The 14,524-nt window shown below is 74.0% G+C and carries 11 protein-coding genes; all 11 read right to left on the bottom strand.

The annotated features are described in order from the left end of the window. Positions 1 to 37: 37 nt before the first annotated feature. The 11 genes from GIS00_RS04175 to GIS00_RS04125 all read right to left on the bottom strand — a co-directional run bounded on the left by GIS00_RS04175 (position 38) and on the right by GIS00_RS04125 (position 14,223). A complete protein-coding gene (locus tag GIS00_RS04175) occupies positions 38 to 2,431 on the bottom strand; it encodes a ComEC/Rec2 family competence protein (RefSeq protein ID WP_154767062.1) in 2,394 nt (797 codons plus the stop codon). Continuing rightward, positions 2,428 to 3,411 carry a helix-hairpin-helix domain-containing protein gene (locus tag GIS00_RS28795; RefSeq protein WP_196073106.1) on the bottom strand — a complete coding sequence of 328 codons (984 nt, stop codon included), beginning with the start codon at positions 3,409 to 3,411 and terminating at the stop codon, positions 2,428 to 2,430. The genes GIS00_RS04175 and GIS00_RS28795 overlap by 4 nt, the downstream gene beginning before the upstream one ends. Before the next feature lie 501 nt (positions 3,412 to 3,912). After that, positions 3,913 to 4,566, bottom strand: coding sequence for a histidine phosphatase family protein (locus GIS00_RS04165; RefSeq protein WP_322097475.1), 654 nt, complete (start codon positions 4,564 to 4,566; stop codon positions 3,913 to 3,915). After that, a complete protein-coding gene (gene rsfS, locus GIS00_RS04160) occupies positions 4,563 to 5,042 on the bottom strand; it encodes a ribosome silencing factor (RefSeq protein WP_196073105.1) in 480 nt (159 codons plus the stop codon). Before rsfS ends, GIS00_RS04165 begins: the two co-directional genes overlap by 4 nt. Further along, positions 5,039 to 5,692 carry a nicotinate-nucleotide adenylyltransferase gene (gene nadD / locus GIS00_RS04155; protein WP_154767883.1) on the bottom strand — a complete coding sequence of 218 codons (654 nt, stop codon included), beginning with the start codon at positions 5,690 to 5,692 and terminating at the stop codon, positions 5,039 to 5,041. The genes rsfS and nadD overlap by 4 nt, the downstream gene beginning before the upstream one ends. 41 nt (positions 5,693 to 5,733) lie before the next feature. Continuing rightward, positions 5,734 to 7,035 carry a glutamate-5-semialdehyde dehydrogenase gene (locus tag GIS00_RS04150; protein WP_154767060.1) on the bottom strand — a complete coding sequence of 434 codons (1,302 nt, stop codon included), beginning with the start codon at positions 7,033 to 7,035 and terminating at the stop codon, positions 5,734 to 5,736. Beyond that, complete coding sequence (gene proB / locus GIS00_RS04145) at positions 7,032 to 8,261, bottom strand: glutamate 5-kinase (protein ID WP_407666789.1); 1,230 nt, start codon at positions 8,259 to 8,261, stop codon at positions 7,032 to 7,034. The genes GIS00_RS04150 and proB overlap by 4 nt, the downstream gene beginning before the upstream one ends. A 35-nt stretch (positions 8,262 to 8,296) precedes the next feature. Continuing rightward, positions 8,297 to 9,760, bottom strand: a complete 1,464-nt coding sequence (gene obgE / locus GIS00_RS04140; protein WP_154767059.1) for a GTPase ObgE — start codon at positions 9,758 to 9,760, stop codon at positions 8,297 to 8,299. Between the two features lie 176 nt (positions 9,761 to 9,936). Next, positions 9,937 to 10,200, bottom strand: a complete 264-nt coding sequence (rpmA, locus tag GIS00_RS04135) for a 50S ribosomal protein L27 (RefSeq protein ID WP_154767058.1) — start codon at positions 10,198 to 10,200, stop codon at positions 9,937 to 9,939. Between the two features lie 16 nt (positions 10,201 to 10,216). Continuing rightward, positions 10,217 to 10,531 carry a 50S ribosomal protein L21 gene (gene rplU, locus GIS00_RS04130; RefSeq protein ID WP_154767057.1) on the bottom strand — a complete coding sequence of 105 codons (315 nt, stop codon included), beginning with the start codon at positions 10,529 to 10,531 and terminating at the stop codon, positions 10,217 to 10,219. 221 nt (positions 10,532 to 10,752) lie between these two features. After that, positions 10,753 to 14,223, bottom strand: a complete 3,471-nt coding sequence (locus GIS00_RS04125) for a translation initiation factor IF-2 N-terminal domain-containing protein (protein WP_154767056.1) — start codon at positions 14,221 to 14,223, stop codon at positions 10,753 to 10,755. Positions 14,224 to 14,524: the final 301 nt, after the last annotated feature.

Here is a 14,524-nt window from a genome sequence, read left to right as displayed (position 1 = left end):
ATCCGGCGTCCAGCATCCCCCACGGGCGCGTGCAGCGTCAGGGCGGTGGCAGCGCAGGCCCGCGCCGGACCACGAAGAGTGCACCGGGAGCGCCACCGACCGCGACATCACCGTCCAGGTCGGTGCGGCCGACCGCCACCCCGGCAGCCCCCAGCAACTCCAGCACGGACGGCGCCGGATGACCGTAGTCGTTGCCGACACCGACACCGATCAGCGAGATCTCGGGTGTCACGGCCTCGAGTAGCTCCGGGCGGAAGGTGGCCGAGCCGTGGTGCGGTTGCGCCAGGATCTCGGCGTCCAGCGGCCCACCGGGCACCGTCCCGGCCGATCGCAGCAGGTCGCGCTGGGCGTCGTCCTCGACGTCGCCGGTCATCAGCAGGACGACGCCGCCGCGCACCGCCCGCAGCACCAGGGAGTTGTCGTTGGCATGATCCGGGTCGCTGTCGGTCCACGCGGTCACCGGCGGCGGTCGCGCCGGTGCATCCGGCCCAAGGACCTGCAGCTCCAGGCCGTCCAGCTGCCACCGCTGCCCGGGGACCCACTGCACGACCGGGATTCCCGCCCCGCCGGTCTCCCCGGCGAGCGCCGACCAGGCCCCCGCCGAGCTGCGATCGGGGCCGACCGCGACCAGCCCGACCGACCGGCCGTCCAGCGCGCCCGGCAACCCGTCGACGTGGTCGGCGTGCAGGTGGGTGATCACCACCGCGGCGAGCGTGCCGATGCCCAGCCGGTCCAGGCAGCCGTCGACCGCGACCGGATCCGGTCCGGCGTCGACCAGCACCGCGACGCCCGGCCGGTCGGTGGCCAGCACGTACGCCGATCCCTGCCCGACCTCGCACGCCACCACGATCCAGCCGGCCGGCGGCCAGCCGGGCCGGATCACCGCGACCGGGAGCAGGACCGCGGCCGCCCCGACCGCTGCGGCCAGCACCAGGGCGCGTGCCCGCCGCCCGCGCAGTGCCAACGACCCGGCCAGCAGCAGCCCGGTCAGCAGGGTGACCCCGACCGGTGTCGCCGGCCACGGCAGAGCGGCACCGGGCCAGCGGGAGAGCTGCAGGGCGACCTGCGCGATCCACTCCAGCGGTGGTGCCGCGCACCGGGCACACAGCACCGCGGCGTCGGGCCACCAGGGTGCCAGCACGGCGGCCAGCAACCCGAGCAGCAGGGCGGGCGCCACTGCCGGTGCCGCGAGCAGGTTCGCCGGCACGGCGACCAGCGACACGGCCCCACCGAGCCCGGCGACGACCGGCGTGGTGACCAGCGTGGCGGCCACCGGCACCGTGAGCACATCGGCCCAACCCGCCGGCCAGCCACGACGCTGCAGCGCGCGGGACCAGGTCGGCGCCAGGGTCACCAACGCCCCGGTCGCCAAGACCGACAGTGCGAAGCCGGCGGAGGCGGCGAGTGCCGGATCCAGCAGGAGCAGCAGGATCGTCGCCGCGGCGAGGGCCGGCAGTGCCGACCGGGTGCGGCCGAGCACCAGCGCCGCGGTGGCGATCGAGGCCATGACCGCGGCCCGCAGCACCGACGGCTGCGGTCCGACCAGGACGACCAGCCCGCAGAGCACAGCCACGGAGCCGATCGCGGCGGGACGCGGTCCCCAGCGGCGCAGCACCACCATCGTCAGGCCGCAGACCAGCGCGAAGTGCGACCCGGACACTGCCAGCAGGTGGGTGAGGCCGGTGACCTTCGCCGCCGCCTCGAGATCGTCCGGCACGAGCGAGGTGTCGCCCACGACGAGGCCGGGCAGCAGGCCCCGCGGGTACTCCGACAGGGTCGTCGCCACCGCACGGAGCTCGTGGCGGACCACGGCCGCGACCTGCTGCCAGGGTGGGGGCGATCCGGTGACCAGCGGCGGGTCCCGGGCGGTGACCGTCACTGCCGACAGCACGGACAGCCGGTCGGGCGCGGACCGGCCGGAGGTCGAGATCCGTTGGCCCGGAACCACCTCCACCCAGCCGGCGGCGTCGGAGAACACGGTGACCCGCACCCCGGGATCGAAGGTGAGGCCGCCGACGACCACCCGCTCCGGCTCGATCCCCACCCGGTGGCGCGGGGCGGTGCTGCCGTCGGCGGCCGGGAACCCACCGGTCACCTCCTGCGGGATCGACACGACGATGCCCTCGACCCGCACCCATGCGCCACCCGCGGCAGCCTCCACCAACGGGTCCGCTGCGGCGGCGTGCTGGCGGAGCGCCCCGGCCGCGAGCGCCGCGAGTCCGAGCGCCACCGCTCCCGTCGCCGTCACCAGACGCCCCGTGCGGCGGCAGAGCACCAGTGCCACGACACCGAGAACCACCGCAGCACACCAGATCACCACGCCTCCGGTGAGCGCAGCCAGGGTGGCCGCCCAGACGGCCCCGGCGCCGGGCCACAGCCGCAGGTCCCACCGGGCGGCCTGCTCCTCCTCCTGCCACCGGGCCTGCCTCATCCGACCCGGACGAGCGGGGCGATCTGCTCGTACTTCGCCGGCCCGATCCCGGTGACCTCCTGCAGCTGCTCGACGGAGGCGAAGCTCCCGTTGAGATCCCGCCAGGCGACGATGTTCTCGGCCGTGACCGGGCCGACCCCGGGCAGCGCGTCGAGGGCGGCGACATCGGCGGTGTTGAGGTCCAGCGGTGCACCGGGAGCGGAAGGATCGGCAGCACCGGTGCCGCTGCCGCCCGGTGCCGTGCCCGGCGGGGGTCCGGTGATCTGGGCCCCGCCGGCCACCACGACCACGGACCGGCCGTCGGTGAGCGGTTCGGCCAGGTTGATCCCGGTCATGTCGGCCGGGTCGAGCAGCCCGCCGGCCGCCTCGATGGCGTCGGCCACCCGGGATCCCTCCGGCAGCAGGACGATGCCCGGCCGGCGTACCCGACCGGTGACAGATACGGCGATCTCCGCCGGGGCCGCGGATTCCCTCGGCGGGTCGGCCGTCGCGGGCTCCCGGACGGACCCGGCGACGGTCGATGGCGTCCCGACCGCGGCGGCGGAACCCACCGGCTCCGACGGCCCGGCCGGTGCGGAGGCGACGGCGGTCATCTGTGCGGCGACCTGGACGGGCTCGGGCACCGGGCGGGACCGCCACACCCCGATCGCGGCCACCACCGCGGCGATCGCCGCCACCAGAACCAGCACCGTGCTCCCGCGCCTCGACAGCTCGACCCGGCTGTCCCGCAACGGTTCCGGCACCCAGCGCTCGGTGAGCCGGGATCCGCGTGCGGCCCACCGCCGGACCCGGCGGGCCCGGAACCGGGGCCGGCCGTCGTTGGCGTCGATGTCGTCGGGGTCCACACCCGGTTCGTCGTCGGGATCGTTCCCCACATCCGGGCCGTCGCCGGCCGGATCGGCCCGGTTGTCGGGATCGTCGGCCGGGTCCTCCGCCGCAGGCACCCAGCCGGAACGGGAGCGGGGCACGGGGGATCTCACCCGTCCGACGCTAGGAACCCGTGGTCGCGTGGTCGACCGGCACCGGCTCGGCTGTGGACAACGAGCGGTCTGTGGACAACGCCGCACGGATGGACCGCGCCAGCGGGAGACAAGCGGGCCAGCAGCAGGCGACCGGACCAGGAGACACCAGCCGGACCCGGATGCCGGCCGGCCCGGTGACGCCGGCCGGATCGGGAAGGGCCCAGGAGTTCACGAACTCCCCGAGGTCCGGGAGGCACCAGGAGTCCGGGGACAGCGGGAGACCGGGAGACCCGGGAGACCGGCCCTGTATCAGGAGCCCGACCCGTCGCTCCTGTGGTCGTCGGACCGGGGATCGACCCCGACCGCTCCCCTCCGGCACCTGCAAGAGATCGGATCCGGCCGCACCCGGCCGCACCATCCCCACCCCGGTGGCGCGGGCCCCGTGGCGGCCGGGTCCGACCCTCACGCCAGGCCCGGACGCAGGCCATGGCCGCAGGCAATGGCCGCAATGGCCACGGGTCAGACGCCGGCGACGGCCTCCTCGTCCTCGCTGCCGGGCAGCACGACCCCGCCGAGACCGGCGTTGTAGGAGTGCAGACGCCAGCGGCCGTCGAGGCGGTGCAGCTCGACCCAGTGGCAGTTGCCGACGCCGATCAGCGCACTCCAGGAGTCCGCCGGCAGCTCGAGCAGCCGGCCGGTCAGGCCGACGATCAGCCCGCCGTGGGCGACCAGCAGGGCCCGGCCGGTGTCGCCGGCGTCGAGCTCGTCGACAACGGCCGCGGCCCGGGCCGCCACCTGCGACCGGGACTCCCCCTCCGGCGGCGCGTAGTGCGCCGAGGTGGTCCGCCACTGCTGCCACTCGCCGGGCCACCCGGCGACCACGTCCTCCCGGGTGAGCCCCTCCCAGAGACCGAGCGAGGTCTCCCGCAGCCGCTGGTCGACGACGATCTGCTGACCGGTGATCGCCGCTACCGCTCCTGCCGTGGCGAACGCCCGGGCCAGGTCGGAGGACACGATGATCTCCGGCCGCAGCGCGGCGACCGACGGGGCGGCCGCGGCGGCCTGGGCCAGACCGGTGTCGTTGAGCGGGATGTCGCGGTGGCCCTGCATGCGCCGGACCGCGTTCCAGTCGGTCTCGCCGTGCCGCAGCAGGATCAGGTGCTGCAGGCTCACCGCTGCGCCGGCTCGTCGCCCACGACCTCGTCGGCGGGCTCGTCCACGGGCTCATCCGCGGCATCGGCCGACACACCGGAATCGACACCAGCACTCGCGGGAGCAGCAGCAGGCGCGTCCTTGTCGACGAACGGGATGGTCGGGCAGTCCTTCCAGAGCCGGTCCAGCGCGTAGAACACCCGCTCCTCGGAATGCTGCACGTGCACCACGATGTCGACGAAGTCGAGCAGCACCCAGCGCCCGTCCCGCTCGCCCTCGCGGCGCAGCGGCTTCACCCCGGCGGCACGCATCTGCTCCTCGACACCGTCGACGATGGCGCCGACCTGGCGCTCGTTGGACCCGGTGACGATGACGAAGCAGTCGGTGATGGCCAACCGGTCCGACACGTCGACGATGGTGATGTCCGCGGCCAGCTTGTCGGCCGCCGCCTGCGCGGCGATACCGGCGAGCTCGACGGACTTCTCGGTGGCGGTCACTCTGACTCCTGTTCGGGGAACTGCTGGTGCGGGACCGGGGCGGGCGCCCCGGCAGTGATCGGTACGGCGGCCGCGGACGGCCCCGGTGGGAGCGCGGACGGGTAGAGCCCGTGCTTGGCGATGTACTGGACGACCCCGTCGGGCACCAGGTACCAGACCGGGATGCCCTCGGCCACGCGGCGCCGGCAGTCGGTGGACGAGATGGCCAGGGCCGGGACCTCGAGCAGTGTCACCGCGCCGGCCGGCAGCCGGCCCTCGGAGAGCACGTACCCGGGCCGGGTGACCCCGATGAAGTGGGCCAGGTCGAAGAGCCGGTCCACGTCCTTCCAGCTCATGATCGCCGACAGCGCGTCCGCGCCGGTGATGAAGAACCAGTCCGCGTCGGGCTCCTCGGCCCGCAGGTCGGTCAGCGTGTCCCGGGTGTAGGTGGGTCCGACCCGGTCGATGTCAACCCGGCTCACGGTGAACCGCGGGTTCGCCGCGGTGGCGATCACCGTCATCAGGTAGCGGTGCTCCGCCGCGCTCACCCCGGACTTCTGCCACGGCTGGCCGGTCGGCACGAAGATCACCTCGTCCAGGCCGAAGCGGTGGCTGACCTCGGACGCGGCCACCAGGTGGCCGTGATGGATCGGGTCGAAAGTGCCACCCATGACGCCGATCCGGCGTCGGGTGCCGTCGTCCGCGTGTGGGATCACGAGCTCGCCCGGGTCTGCCCGTCGCCGACCACGACGTACTTGGTACTGGTCAGCTCGGCCAGCCCCATCGGCCCGCGGGCGTGCAGCTTCTGCGTCGAGATGCCGATCTCGGCACCGAAACCGAACTCGCCACCGTCGGTGAACGCGGTGGAGGCATTGACCATCACCGCGGCCGCGTCCACCCGGGAGGTGAACGTCTCCGCCGCCTCCAGCGACCCGGTGACGATCGCCTCGGTGTGCCCGGTGCCGTGCGCCGCGATGTGCGCGATCGCCGCGTCCAGGTCGTCGACGACCGCGGCCGCCAGGTCCAGCGACAGGAACTCGGTGTCCCAGTCGGCCGCAGCCGCCGGCACGACGTGCGAGGCACCGGCGGCGATCTCGACGATCGAGGGGTCGCCGTGCACGGTCACGTCGGCGGCGGCCAGCGCGGCGAGCGCGAGCGGCACGAAGACCCCGGCGACATCGGCGTGCACCAGCAGGGTCTCGGCCGCGTTGCACACCGAGGGCCGGCGCGCCTTGGAGTTGACCAGGATGTCGACCGCCATCGACAGGTCGGCGGTGCGGTCCACGTAGACATGGCAGTTGCCGATCCCGGTCTCGATCACCGGCACCGTGGAACCGTTCACCACTGCCTGGATCAGTCCGGCGCCGCCCCGCGGGATGATCACGTCGACCAGCCCGCGCGCGGTCATCAGGTGCTGCACCGAGTCCCGGTCCGTCCCGGGCACCAGCTGCACGGAGTCCGCGGGGAGTCCGGCGTCCGCCGCACCGGCGGCGAGCAGGTCCACCAGCACCCGGTTGCTGGACTGCGCCGAGGCGGAACCCCGCAGCAGGGCGGCGTTCCCGGCCTTGAGCGCGATACCGGCGGCGTCGACGGTGACGTTCGGCCGCGCCTCGTAGATGATCGCCACCACACCCATCGGCACCCGCCGTTGGGTCAGGCGCAGGCCGTTCGGCAGCACGGACCCGCGGACGATCTCACCCACCGGGTCGGGCAGCGCGGTGAGCGCGTCGAGTCCGGCGGCCATCGACTCGATGCGCGCGGCGGTCAGGGTCAGCCGGTCGATCAGCGCGTCGCTCATCCCGGCCCCGCGGCCGGCCGCCACGTCCTCCGCGTTCGCCTCCAGGATCACCGTGGACCCGGCCCGGATCCGGGCCGACATCGCCCGCAGCGCAGCGTCCTTGGCGGCGGGGGTGAGCAGCGCGAGCCCGGCCGCCGCGTCCTTCGCCCGCCGCGCCGAGGCCAGCACCTCTTCCTTGCCCGCGGCCACGATGCGGGGTGCCTGGGTGGTGGTCATGCGCTCTCCTTCTCGGCCGCCGGACCTGCTGCGCCTGCACGAGTACCCGGAACCGGCCCGGCCCCACCGGGCTGCGCAGACTGCACGGGCTGCGCGGATTGCACGGACACCAGGTCGTCGGCGTGCACCACCTCGTGACGCAGCGACTCGGGCAGTTCGGCGGTCTTGCGGCCCACCACGAGCGGCATCTCGGTCGCGTCGTGGGCGACGAACCCCCTGGCGACCACGATGCCGTCCGGACCCAGCAGGTCCACCACGTCACCGGAGTCGAACTCGCCGGTCCACCCCGTGATCCCGGCCGCGAGCAGGGATTTGCGGCGCTGCACCACCGCAGCGACAGCGCCGGCGTCGAGCTGCAGCGACCCGGAGGAGTGCGCGGCGTGCCGGAGCCAGAACAGGCGGGCACTGGTCCGTCGCAGCGCCGGGGCGAAGGCGGTGCCGACCGTCGGCACCACGGTGCCGTCCGGTCCCGGGGTGACCAGTGCGGCGGCCGCTGCCTCCGCCGATGCCAGCAGCACCGGGATCCCGGCGCCGGTCGCGGTCAGCGCCGCGGTGAGCTTCGAGCCCATCCCTCCGGTGCCGACATCGCTGCTGGAGGTGGCGATCTCGACATCGGCCAGGGCGGTGGCGTCGGCCACCTCGGGGATCTGCTCGGAGCCGGGCAGCCGGGGATCGCCGGTGTGCAGCGCGTCCACGTCGGACAGCAGGACCAGGGCATCGGCCCCGACCAGGTGCGCGACGAGCGCGGCCAGCCGGTCGTTGTCGCCGAACTTGATCTCCTCGGTGGCGACGGTGTCGTTCTCGTTGACGACCGGGACGACCCCGAAGCCGAGCAGCTTGCCGAAGGTGCGCTGGGCGTTGCGGTAGTGGGCGCGGCGCACCACGTCGTCACCGGTGAGCAGGACCTGGCCGACGGTCAGCCCGTGCCGGGCGAAGGACCCGGCGTAGCGCTGGGCCAGCAGCTGCTGGCCGACCGACGCGGCGGCCTGCTGGGTCGCCAGATCGCGGGGACGACGGGCCAGGCCGAGCGGCGCGAGACCGGCGGCGATCGCGCCGGAGGAGACGAGGACCAGGTGCGTCCCGGCGGCCACCCGGGCGGCCAGTGCGTCGACCAGCGCGTCCAGCCGCGCCGGGTCCAGACCGCCGGCCGCCGTGGTCAGCGACGACGACCCGACCTTGACCACGACGGTCCGGGCGGCCGCGATCGCCGTGCGGGTCGCGGACACCGTGGCAGGGGCGGTCTGGCCGCCGGCAGCGACGGTCACCGGATGTCGCCCTGCAGGTCCTCGAACTCCTCGTCCTGCACCGGCAGGCCACGGCGCAGCCGGTGCAGCGCCTTGCGCTCGGCAGCCCCGACCCGGTCCACCCGGTCGATGCGGCCGTCGGTACCGCGGCCGGTCGGCGTGTAGTCCTCGCCCATCCCGACGGTCGGCTCCCAGTCGAAGCTGACGTGCCCGATACGCACCGGATCACCCGGCGAGGCACCGAGTTTCGCGAGCTTGTCCTCCACCCCGAGCCGGGCGAGCCGGTCGGCCAGGTACCCGACGGCCTCGTCGTTGGAGAAGTCGGTCTGCTTGATCCAGCGCTCTGGGCGCACGCCCTGCACCAGGTACCCGCCCGGCTCCTCCGGATCCGGGACGACGGTGAACTGGTCCTCGTTGACCGCCTGCGGCCGGATGATGATCCGCTCGGTCCGCTTGACGGGACGGCTGGCCCGGTCGGCGGCGACCACCTCGGCGAGGGCGAAGCGCAGCGCGTCGAGACCCTCGTGGGTGGCGGTCGACACCAGGAACACCCGGTGGCCGGCGGCCACCAGGTCGTCGCGGACGAACTCGGCGAGTTCCCGGGCCTCGGGGACGTCGATCTTGTTGAGCACCACCAGACGCGGGCGGTCGGCGAGGTCGCCGGCCAGCGACGGGGTGTAGTTGGCCAGCTCGGCCTCGAGGGTGGCGATGTCGGAGGCCGGATCGCGGTCCGGCTCGTAGGTGGCGCAGTCGACGACGTGCACCAGCACCGAGCAGCGCTCGATGTGCCGGAGGAACTCGAGTCCCAGGCCGCGACCCTCGCTCGCACCGGGGATCAGACCCGGGACGTCGGCGATGGTGAACACCTCGGACCCGGCGGTGACCACACCCAGGTGCGGCTCCAGCGTGGTGAACGGGTAGTCCGCGATCTTGGGCCGGGCCGCCGACAGCACGGACACCAGCGAGCTCTTGCCGGCGCTGGGGAAGCCGACCAGGCCGACGTCGGCCATGGACTTGAGCTCCAGGGTCAGCTCGGCGGCCTCCCCGGCCTCGCCGAGCAGTGCGAAGCCCGGTGCCTTGCGGGACCGGGAGGCCAGCGAGGCGTTGCCCAGCCCGCCGCGGCCGCCCTTGGCGGCGACGTAGGAAGTACCCGGCACCAGGTCGGCGAGGACGTGACCGTCGGCGTCCAGCACGACGGTGCCCGCGGGCACGTGCAGCTCGAGTCCGCCGCCGTTGGCGCCGTCGCGGTGGTCGCCGTGGCCCGGGCGGCCGTTGCCGGCCTTCGCGTGCGGGCGGAAGTGGAAGTCCAGCAGGGTGTGCACGCCGGGGTCGACGACCAGCGTCACGTCGCCGCCGTTGCCGCCGTTCCCGCCGTCCGGGCCGCCCAGCGGCTTGAACTTCTCGCGATGCACGGAGGCGCAACCGTGCCCACCGTCACCGGCCTGCACGTGCAGGACGGCTCGATCGACGAACCGGGCCATGGGGACCTCCAACGATCAGGTACTGCGGGACCTACGGGACTGCTGGGCGGGGACTTCTCAGCGGAGTACTACCTGGTGCGGTGTTCCGGTGCGGTCCCCCGGAACGCCACGAGGGGCGACCCCGGTGGAGTACCGGCGTCGCCCCTCGTGGGAGAGCTGCTGCGTGGTGGCCGGTCTCAGACCTGGGCCGGCTGGGCCACGATGTTGACCGTCTTGCGGCCACGCTTGGTACCGAACTCGACCGAGCCGGGGACCAGGGCGAAGAGGGTGTCGTCCTTGCCGCGGCCGACGCCGTCGCCCGGGTGGAACTTGGTGCCGCGCTGACGGATCAGGATCTCGCCGGCGACGACGACCTGGCCACCGAAGCGCTTGACGCCGAGGCGCTGGGCGTTCGAGTCACGACCGTTGCGGGAGCTGGATGCGCCCTTCTTGTGTGCCATGTCAGATCTCCCTGATTCAGCCGGCGACAGAGATACCGGTGACGCGGACCTTGGTCAGCGGCTGGCGGTGACCCTGGCGCTTGTGGTAGCCGGTCTTGTTCTTGAACTTGTGGATGACGATCTTCGGGCCCTTGGTGTGGGCCAGCAGCTCACCGGAGACGGTGACGCCGGCGAGGTCCGCCGCAGCGGCCGTGACGTCGGTGCCGTCCACGAGCAGCACGGCCGGGAGGGTGACGGCAGCGCCGGGCTCGCCCTCGAGCTTCTCGACCTCGATGACATCGCCCTCGGCGACCTTGTACTGCTTGCCGCCGGTCTTGACGATCGCGTACATGATGTGACGCGCCTTCCCTGTCCTGTACTGCTCGTTGTCTTCTCTACCGCGCTTGTTACCGCACTGCACTGCTGCCGAACCACTGCTGCACTTGTCGCCGCGCCGCCCTGTCGAACTCGCGGCCCGGCCCTCCCGGGCTCCGGCCTGCGGCGTCCCGGGAACCGGGATCCGACGACGGGCACTGCAAAACCCGCTGCCTGGCAGCGGGCCGACTGCACACTCTACCCGCGGTCCGGCTCCGTCACCAAACCGTCGGTGGAGCCGCCGGTCGGGGCGCCCGCCGGCCGGCTGGCGGCCCGGCGCCGACGGGGGCGCGCCGCACCGGCGGGCTCGCCCACCGAGACGGTGCCGCCGGCCGGGGTCGGCTGGTCCGTGGTCACGGCGTTGTCGATGACCACGACGCCGGTGACGGGCACGGCCGCGGTGGAGCCGTGGACGGTGGAACCGTCGGCGCCCGCCCCGGGTCCGTCCGACCCGTTGGCCGTGATGCCCTGGAAGGACGTCGTCTCCGATGCGGCGGGACCGGCCGGGCGGCCGGCGGCCCTGCGGCCACGCCGCCGCCCGGTGGTGCGCTCGGCGGTGCCGTCCTGCGCGGGGTCGACGAGGACACCGGCCACAGCAGCGTCCGCCGCCGGCTCACCGAGCGGCGACACGGTGTCGCGGGTGCGGGCCTCGAGTGCCGCCAGCACCGCCGACACCGCTGCCGAGGCATCGTCGGACAGTGCGGCACCGGCCGGACGCGCACCGGCACCCAGGTGCAGCGAGGCCACGGCCGCCGCTGCCTCGCGGGCGCCGCGGTCCGCCGCCGACTCCTCGGACACCGGGGCCTCGGACGGCACCTCGGCAGGAGCAGCCGCATCGGCGGTCACCACCACCTGCTCGACCGCCCCGTCGACCGGGTGCTCGGCCACGGCCACCGCAGCGGCGAACCCCGGCGGCTTCGGCCCGCGCGGGTCCGGCTTGCGGACACCCGGCACCACCACGCGGGGCTGCTCGACCGGGGTCTCCGCACGGCTTCCGCCGGACCCCGAGTTCTGCCCGCCGGCACCGTTGCGGTTGTTGTCCTGACCGGAGCGACCGCGCCGGCCGCGAGCGCGCTTGTCCCCGTCGTCGTCCGGGCTGTGCTGCTCCACCGGGACGTCGTGCAGCACGATGCCGCGACCGCCGCAGTGCTGGCAGGGCTCGGAGAACGCCTCGACCAGCCCGGTGCCCATCTTCTTGCGGGTCATCTGGACCAGGCCGAGCGAGGTGACCTCGGCGACCTGGTGCCGGCTGCGGTCCCGGCCGAGGGCCTCGGTGAGACGGCGCAGCACCAGCTCGCGGTTGCTCTCCAGGACCATGTCGATGAAGTCGACGACGATGATCCCGCCGATGTCGCGCAGCCGCATCTGCCGCACGATCTCCTCGGCCGCCTCCAGATTGTTCCGGGTGACGGTCTCCTCGAGGTTGCCGCCGGAACCGGTGTACTTGCCGGTGTTGACGTCGACGACGGTCATCGCCTCGGTGCGGTCGATGACCAGCGAACCGCCGGACGGCAGGTGCACCTTGCGCTCGAGGGCCTTGGCGATCTGCTCGTCGATCCGGAATCCGGAGAAGACGTCCTTCGACGAGCCGGCCGGCGCCTCGTACTTCTCCACCCGGTCGGCCAGTTCCGGCGCGACCGCGGTGACGTACTCGGACAGCTGCGGGTAGACGTCCGGGCCGTCCAGCACGAGCCGGTTGATGTCGGAGTTGAACAGGTCGCGGACGACCTTGATCAGCGTGTCCGGCTCGGCCGACAGCAGGGTCGGCGCGCTCTGCTTCTGCTGCGACCGGGACTGGATGTCCTCCCAGGCCGACTTCAGCCGCTCGACGTCGCGGGCCAGGTCCTCCTCCGGGACGCCCTCGGCAGCCGTGCGGATGATGACGCCGGCGTCCTCCGGCACGATCCGGTCCAGGATCGACTTCAGCCGCTTGCGCTCGGTGTCGGGCAGCTTGCGCGAGATGCCGGTGGCACCGCCGCCCGGCACGTAGACCAGGAAGCGTCCCGGCAGCGAGATCTGCGTGGTGAGCCGGGCGCCCTTGTGCCCCACCGGGTCCTTGGAGACCTGGACCAGGATGGTGTCGCCGCTGCTCAGCGCCGTCTCGATGCGGCGCGCCTTGCCGGCCAGACCGGCCGCGTCCCAGTTGACCTCACCGGCGTAGAGCACGGCGTTCCGGCCGCGCCCGATGTCGACGAATGCCGCCTCCATGGAGGGCAGCACGTTCTGCACCCGGCCGAGGTAGATGTTGCCCATCAGCGATTCGGAGCCGGCCCGGGACACGAAGTGCTCGACGAGCACGCCGTCCTCCAGCAGCGCGACCTGGGCGAGGTCCCCGCGCTGGCGGACGGCCATCACCCGGTCGACCGCCTCGCGGCGGGCCAGGAACTCGGCCTCGGTCAGGATCTGCGGACGGCGGCCGCGGGACTCGCGGGAGTCCCGGCGGCGCTGCCGCTTCGCCTCCAGCCGGGTGGACCCGCGCACACCCTGGACCTCCTCGGAGGCCGGGCGGGACTCCCGCACGTGCACGACGGTGTTGTCCGGGTCGTCCTCACGGCCGGCCTCGCCGTCACCACCGCGGCGCCGGCGCCGGCGGCGACGGCGGCTGCCGTCCGCACCCTCGGCGGCGTCCCCGGAATCGGAATCGGAGTCGTCGGTGTCGCCCTCGTCCTCGGCGGAACCGGTCTCGTCGGTGCTGCCGGCTGCCACTTCGTCCGCGGACCGGGAGGTCTCGTCGTCGCCGGTCTCACCGGCCTCGTCGACGGGGCGGCCACGACCGCGGCGCCCGCGGCGGCGCCGACGGCGGCCGCCGGCCTCGCCGGTCTCCTCGGAGTCGTCCTCGGCCGCACCCTCGGCGGACTCGGTGTCGTCGCTCTCGTTCGACGGGGTGGTGTCGGTCCCGACGGCCTCGGCAGGATCGGCGGCCTCCGCGGGGGCGAGTGCCTCGGTCTCGTCGGGCAACGGCTCGTCCCCGGCGCGGGCGCCACGGCCACGGCGGCCGCCGCGACCGCGTCGGGAGCCTCGACCGCGCCCGCTGGTGGCCTGCTCACCCTCGGCCGGCTCGGTGGTGCTCGCGGCGTCGGCGCTCTGCTCGGCGGACGTCGACTCCGATTCCTCGGTGGCCTCGGGTGCCTCGGTCGGCGATGCAGCGGTCGACGCGTCGGTGAGTTCCGGAGCCGGCTCGGTGGCGGCCTTCGTGCCGCGACGACGGCGGGCCGGCTTCGCGGGTGCCGTTGCGTCCGGGGCCGCGCCGTCCACGGCGGGGTCGGCCGCGTCCGAGCCCGGCTCTGCAGCCGGCTCGGTGGCGATGGCCTCACGAGCCTCCGCCGGTGCGGCCTTCAGCTTGCGGGAGCGGGATCGGGGGGTCTTCACCTCGGCCGGCGGCAGGAACAGCGGCGCGGCCTCGTTCGAATCCGCCGCCACCGGTGTGGCCTCCGCCGGAGCGGCGTCAGCAGCCGCGACGTCGGCACCGAGGACAACGGTGAGCAGCGCCTCCGCAACGTCGCGGTCCACGGAGGACTGGGCCGACGGCACCGAGACGTCATGCGCGGCGGCGAGCCGGGCCAGTGTCTCCTTGGAGGTGAGCCCGGCGCGTTTGGCCAGCTCGTGGACCCGCAGCCGGGCCGGCAGGCCGTCGAGCGCCTGCGCGAGTGAAACGGTGGGTTCGGTCATGGGGTACGTCCTCTCGACGGCCCCCGGGCGCGTAGCAACGCGTCCGCACAGGAGCCGTTCTTGCAGTGGCCGGTGCCCGCCCGCGTGCGACCCGATCGTCGGTGCCGCAGCCCGGCCGGACAGCCGGAGAAGTCTTCGGTGGATCGACCGATCGATCCCGCCTGCTGCCGCCCTACCGGCGTCACACCCGCCGGCGGGCCGGGCTGCGGCGAACCGACCTGGCCGGGTGCGTCCGCCGGGGTCTCCCCCCGCCGACGTACCGCTACCACTATCCCACAACTGCGTTTCCCGGCCGGACACC

This window comes from Nakamurella alba (assembly GCF_009707545.1).
GTDB lineage: Bacteria > Actinomycetota > Actinomycetes > Mycobacteriales > Nakamurellaceae > Nakamurella > Nakamurella alba.
This window is presented reverse-complemented; position numbering and strand designations above follow the sequence as displayed.

What these genes read in the sequence shown, in the direction of transcription:
- GIS00_RS04175 (WP_154767062.1), bottom strand. Translation starts at nt 2,431, where the DNA reads ATGAGGCAGGCCCGGTGGCAGGAGGAGGAGCAGGCCGCCCGGTGGGAC.
- nadD (WP_154767883.1), bottom strand. Translation starts at nt 5,692, where the DNA reads ATGGGTGGCACTTTCGACCCGATCCATCACGGCCACCTGGTGGCCGCG.
- GIS00_RS04150 (WP_154767060.1), bottom strand. Translation starts at nt 7,035, where the DNA reads ATGACCACCACCCAGGCACCCCGCATCGTGGCCGCGGGCAAGGAAGAG.
- obgE (WP_154767059.1), bottom strand. Translation starts at nt 9,760, where the DNA reads ATGGCCCGGTTCGTCGATCGAGCCGTCCTGCACGTGCAGGCCGGTGAC.
- rpmA (WP_154767058.1), bottom strand. Translation starts at nt 10,200, where the DNA reads ATGGCACACAAGAAGGGCGCATCCAGCTCCCGCAACGGTCGTGACTCG.
- rplU (WP_154767057.1), bottom strand. Translation starts at nt 10,531, where the DNA reads ATGTACGCGATCGTCAAGACCGGCGGCAAGCAGTACAAGGTCGCCGAG.
- GIS00_RS04125 (WP_154767056.1), bottom strand. Translation starts at nt 14,223, where the DNA reads ATGACCGAACCCACCGTTTCACTCGCGCAGGCGCTCGACGGCCTGCCG.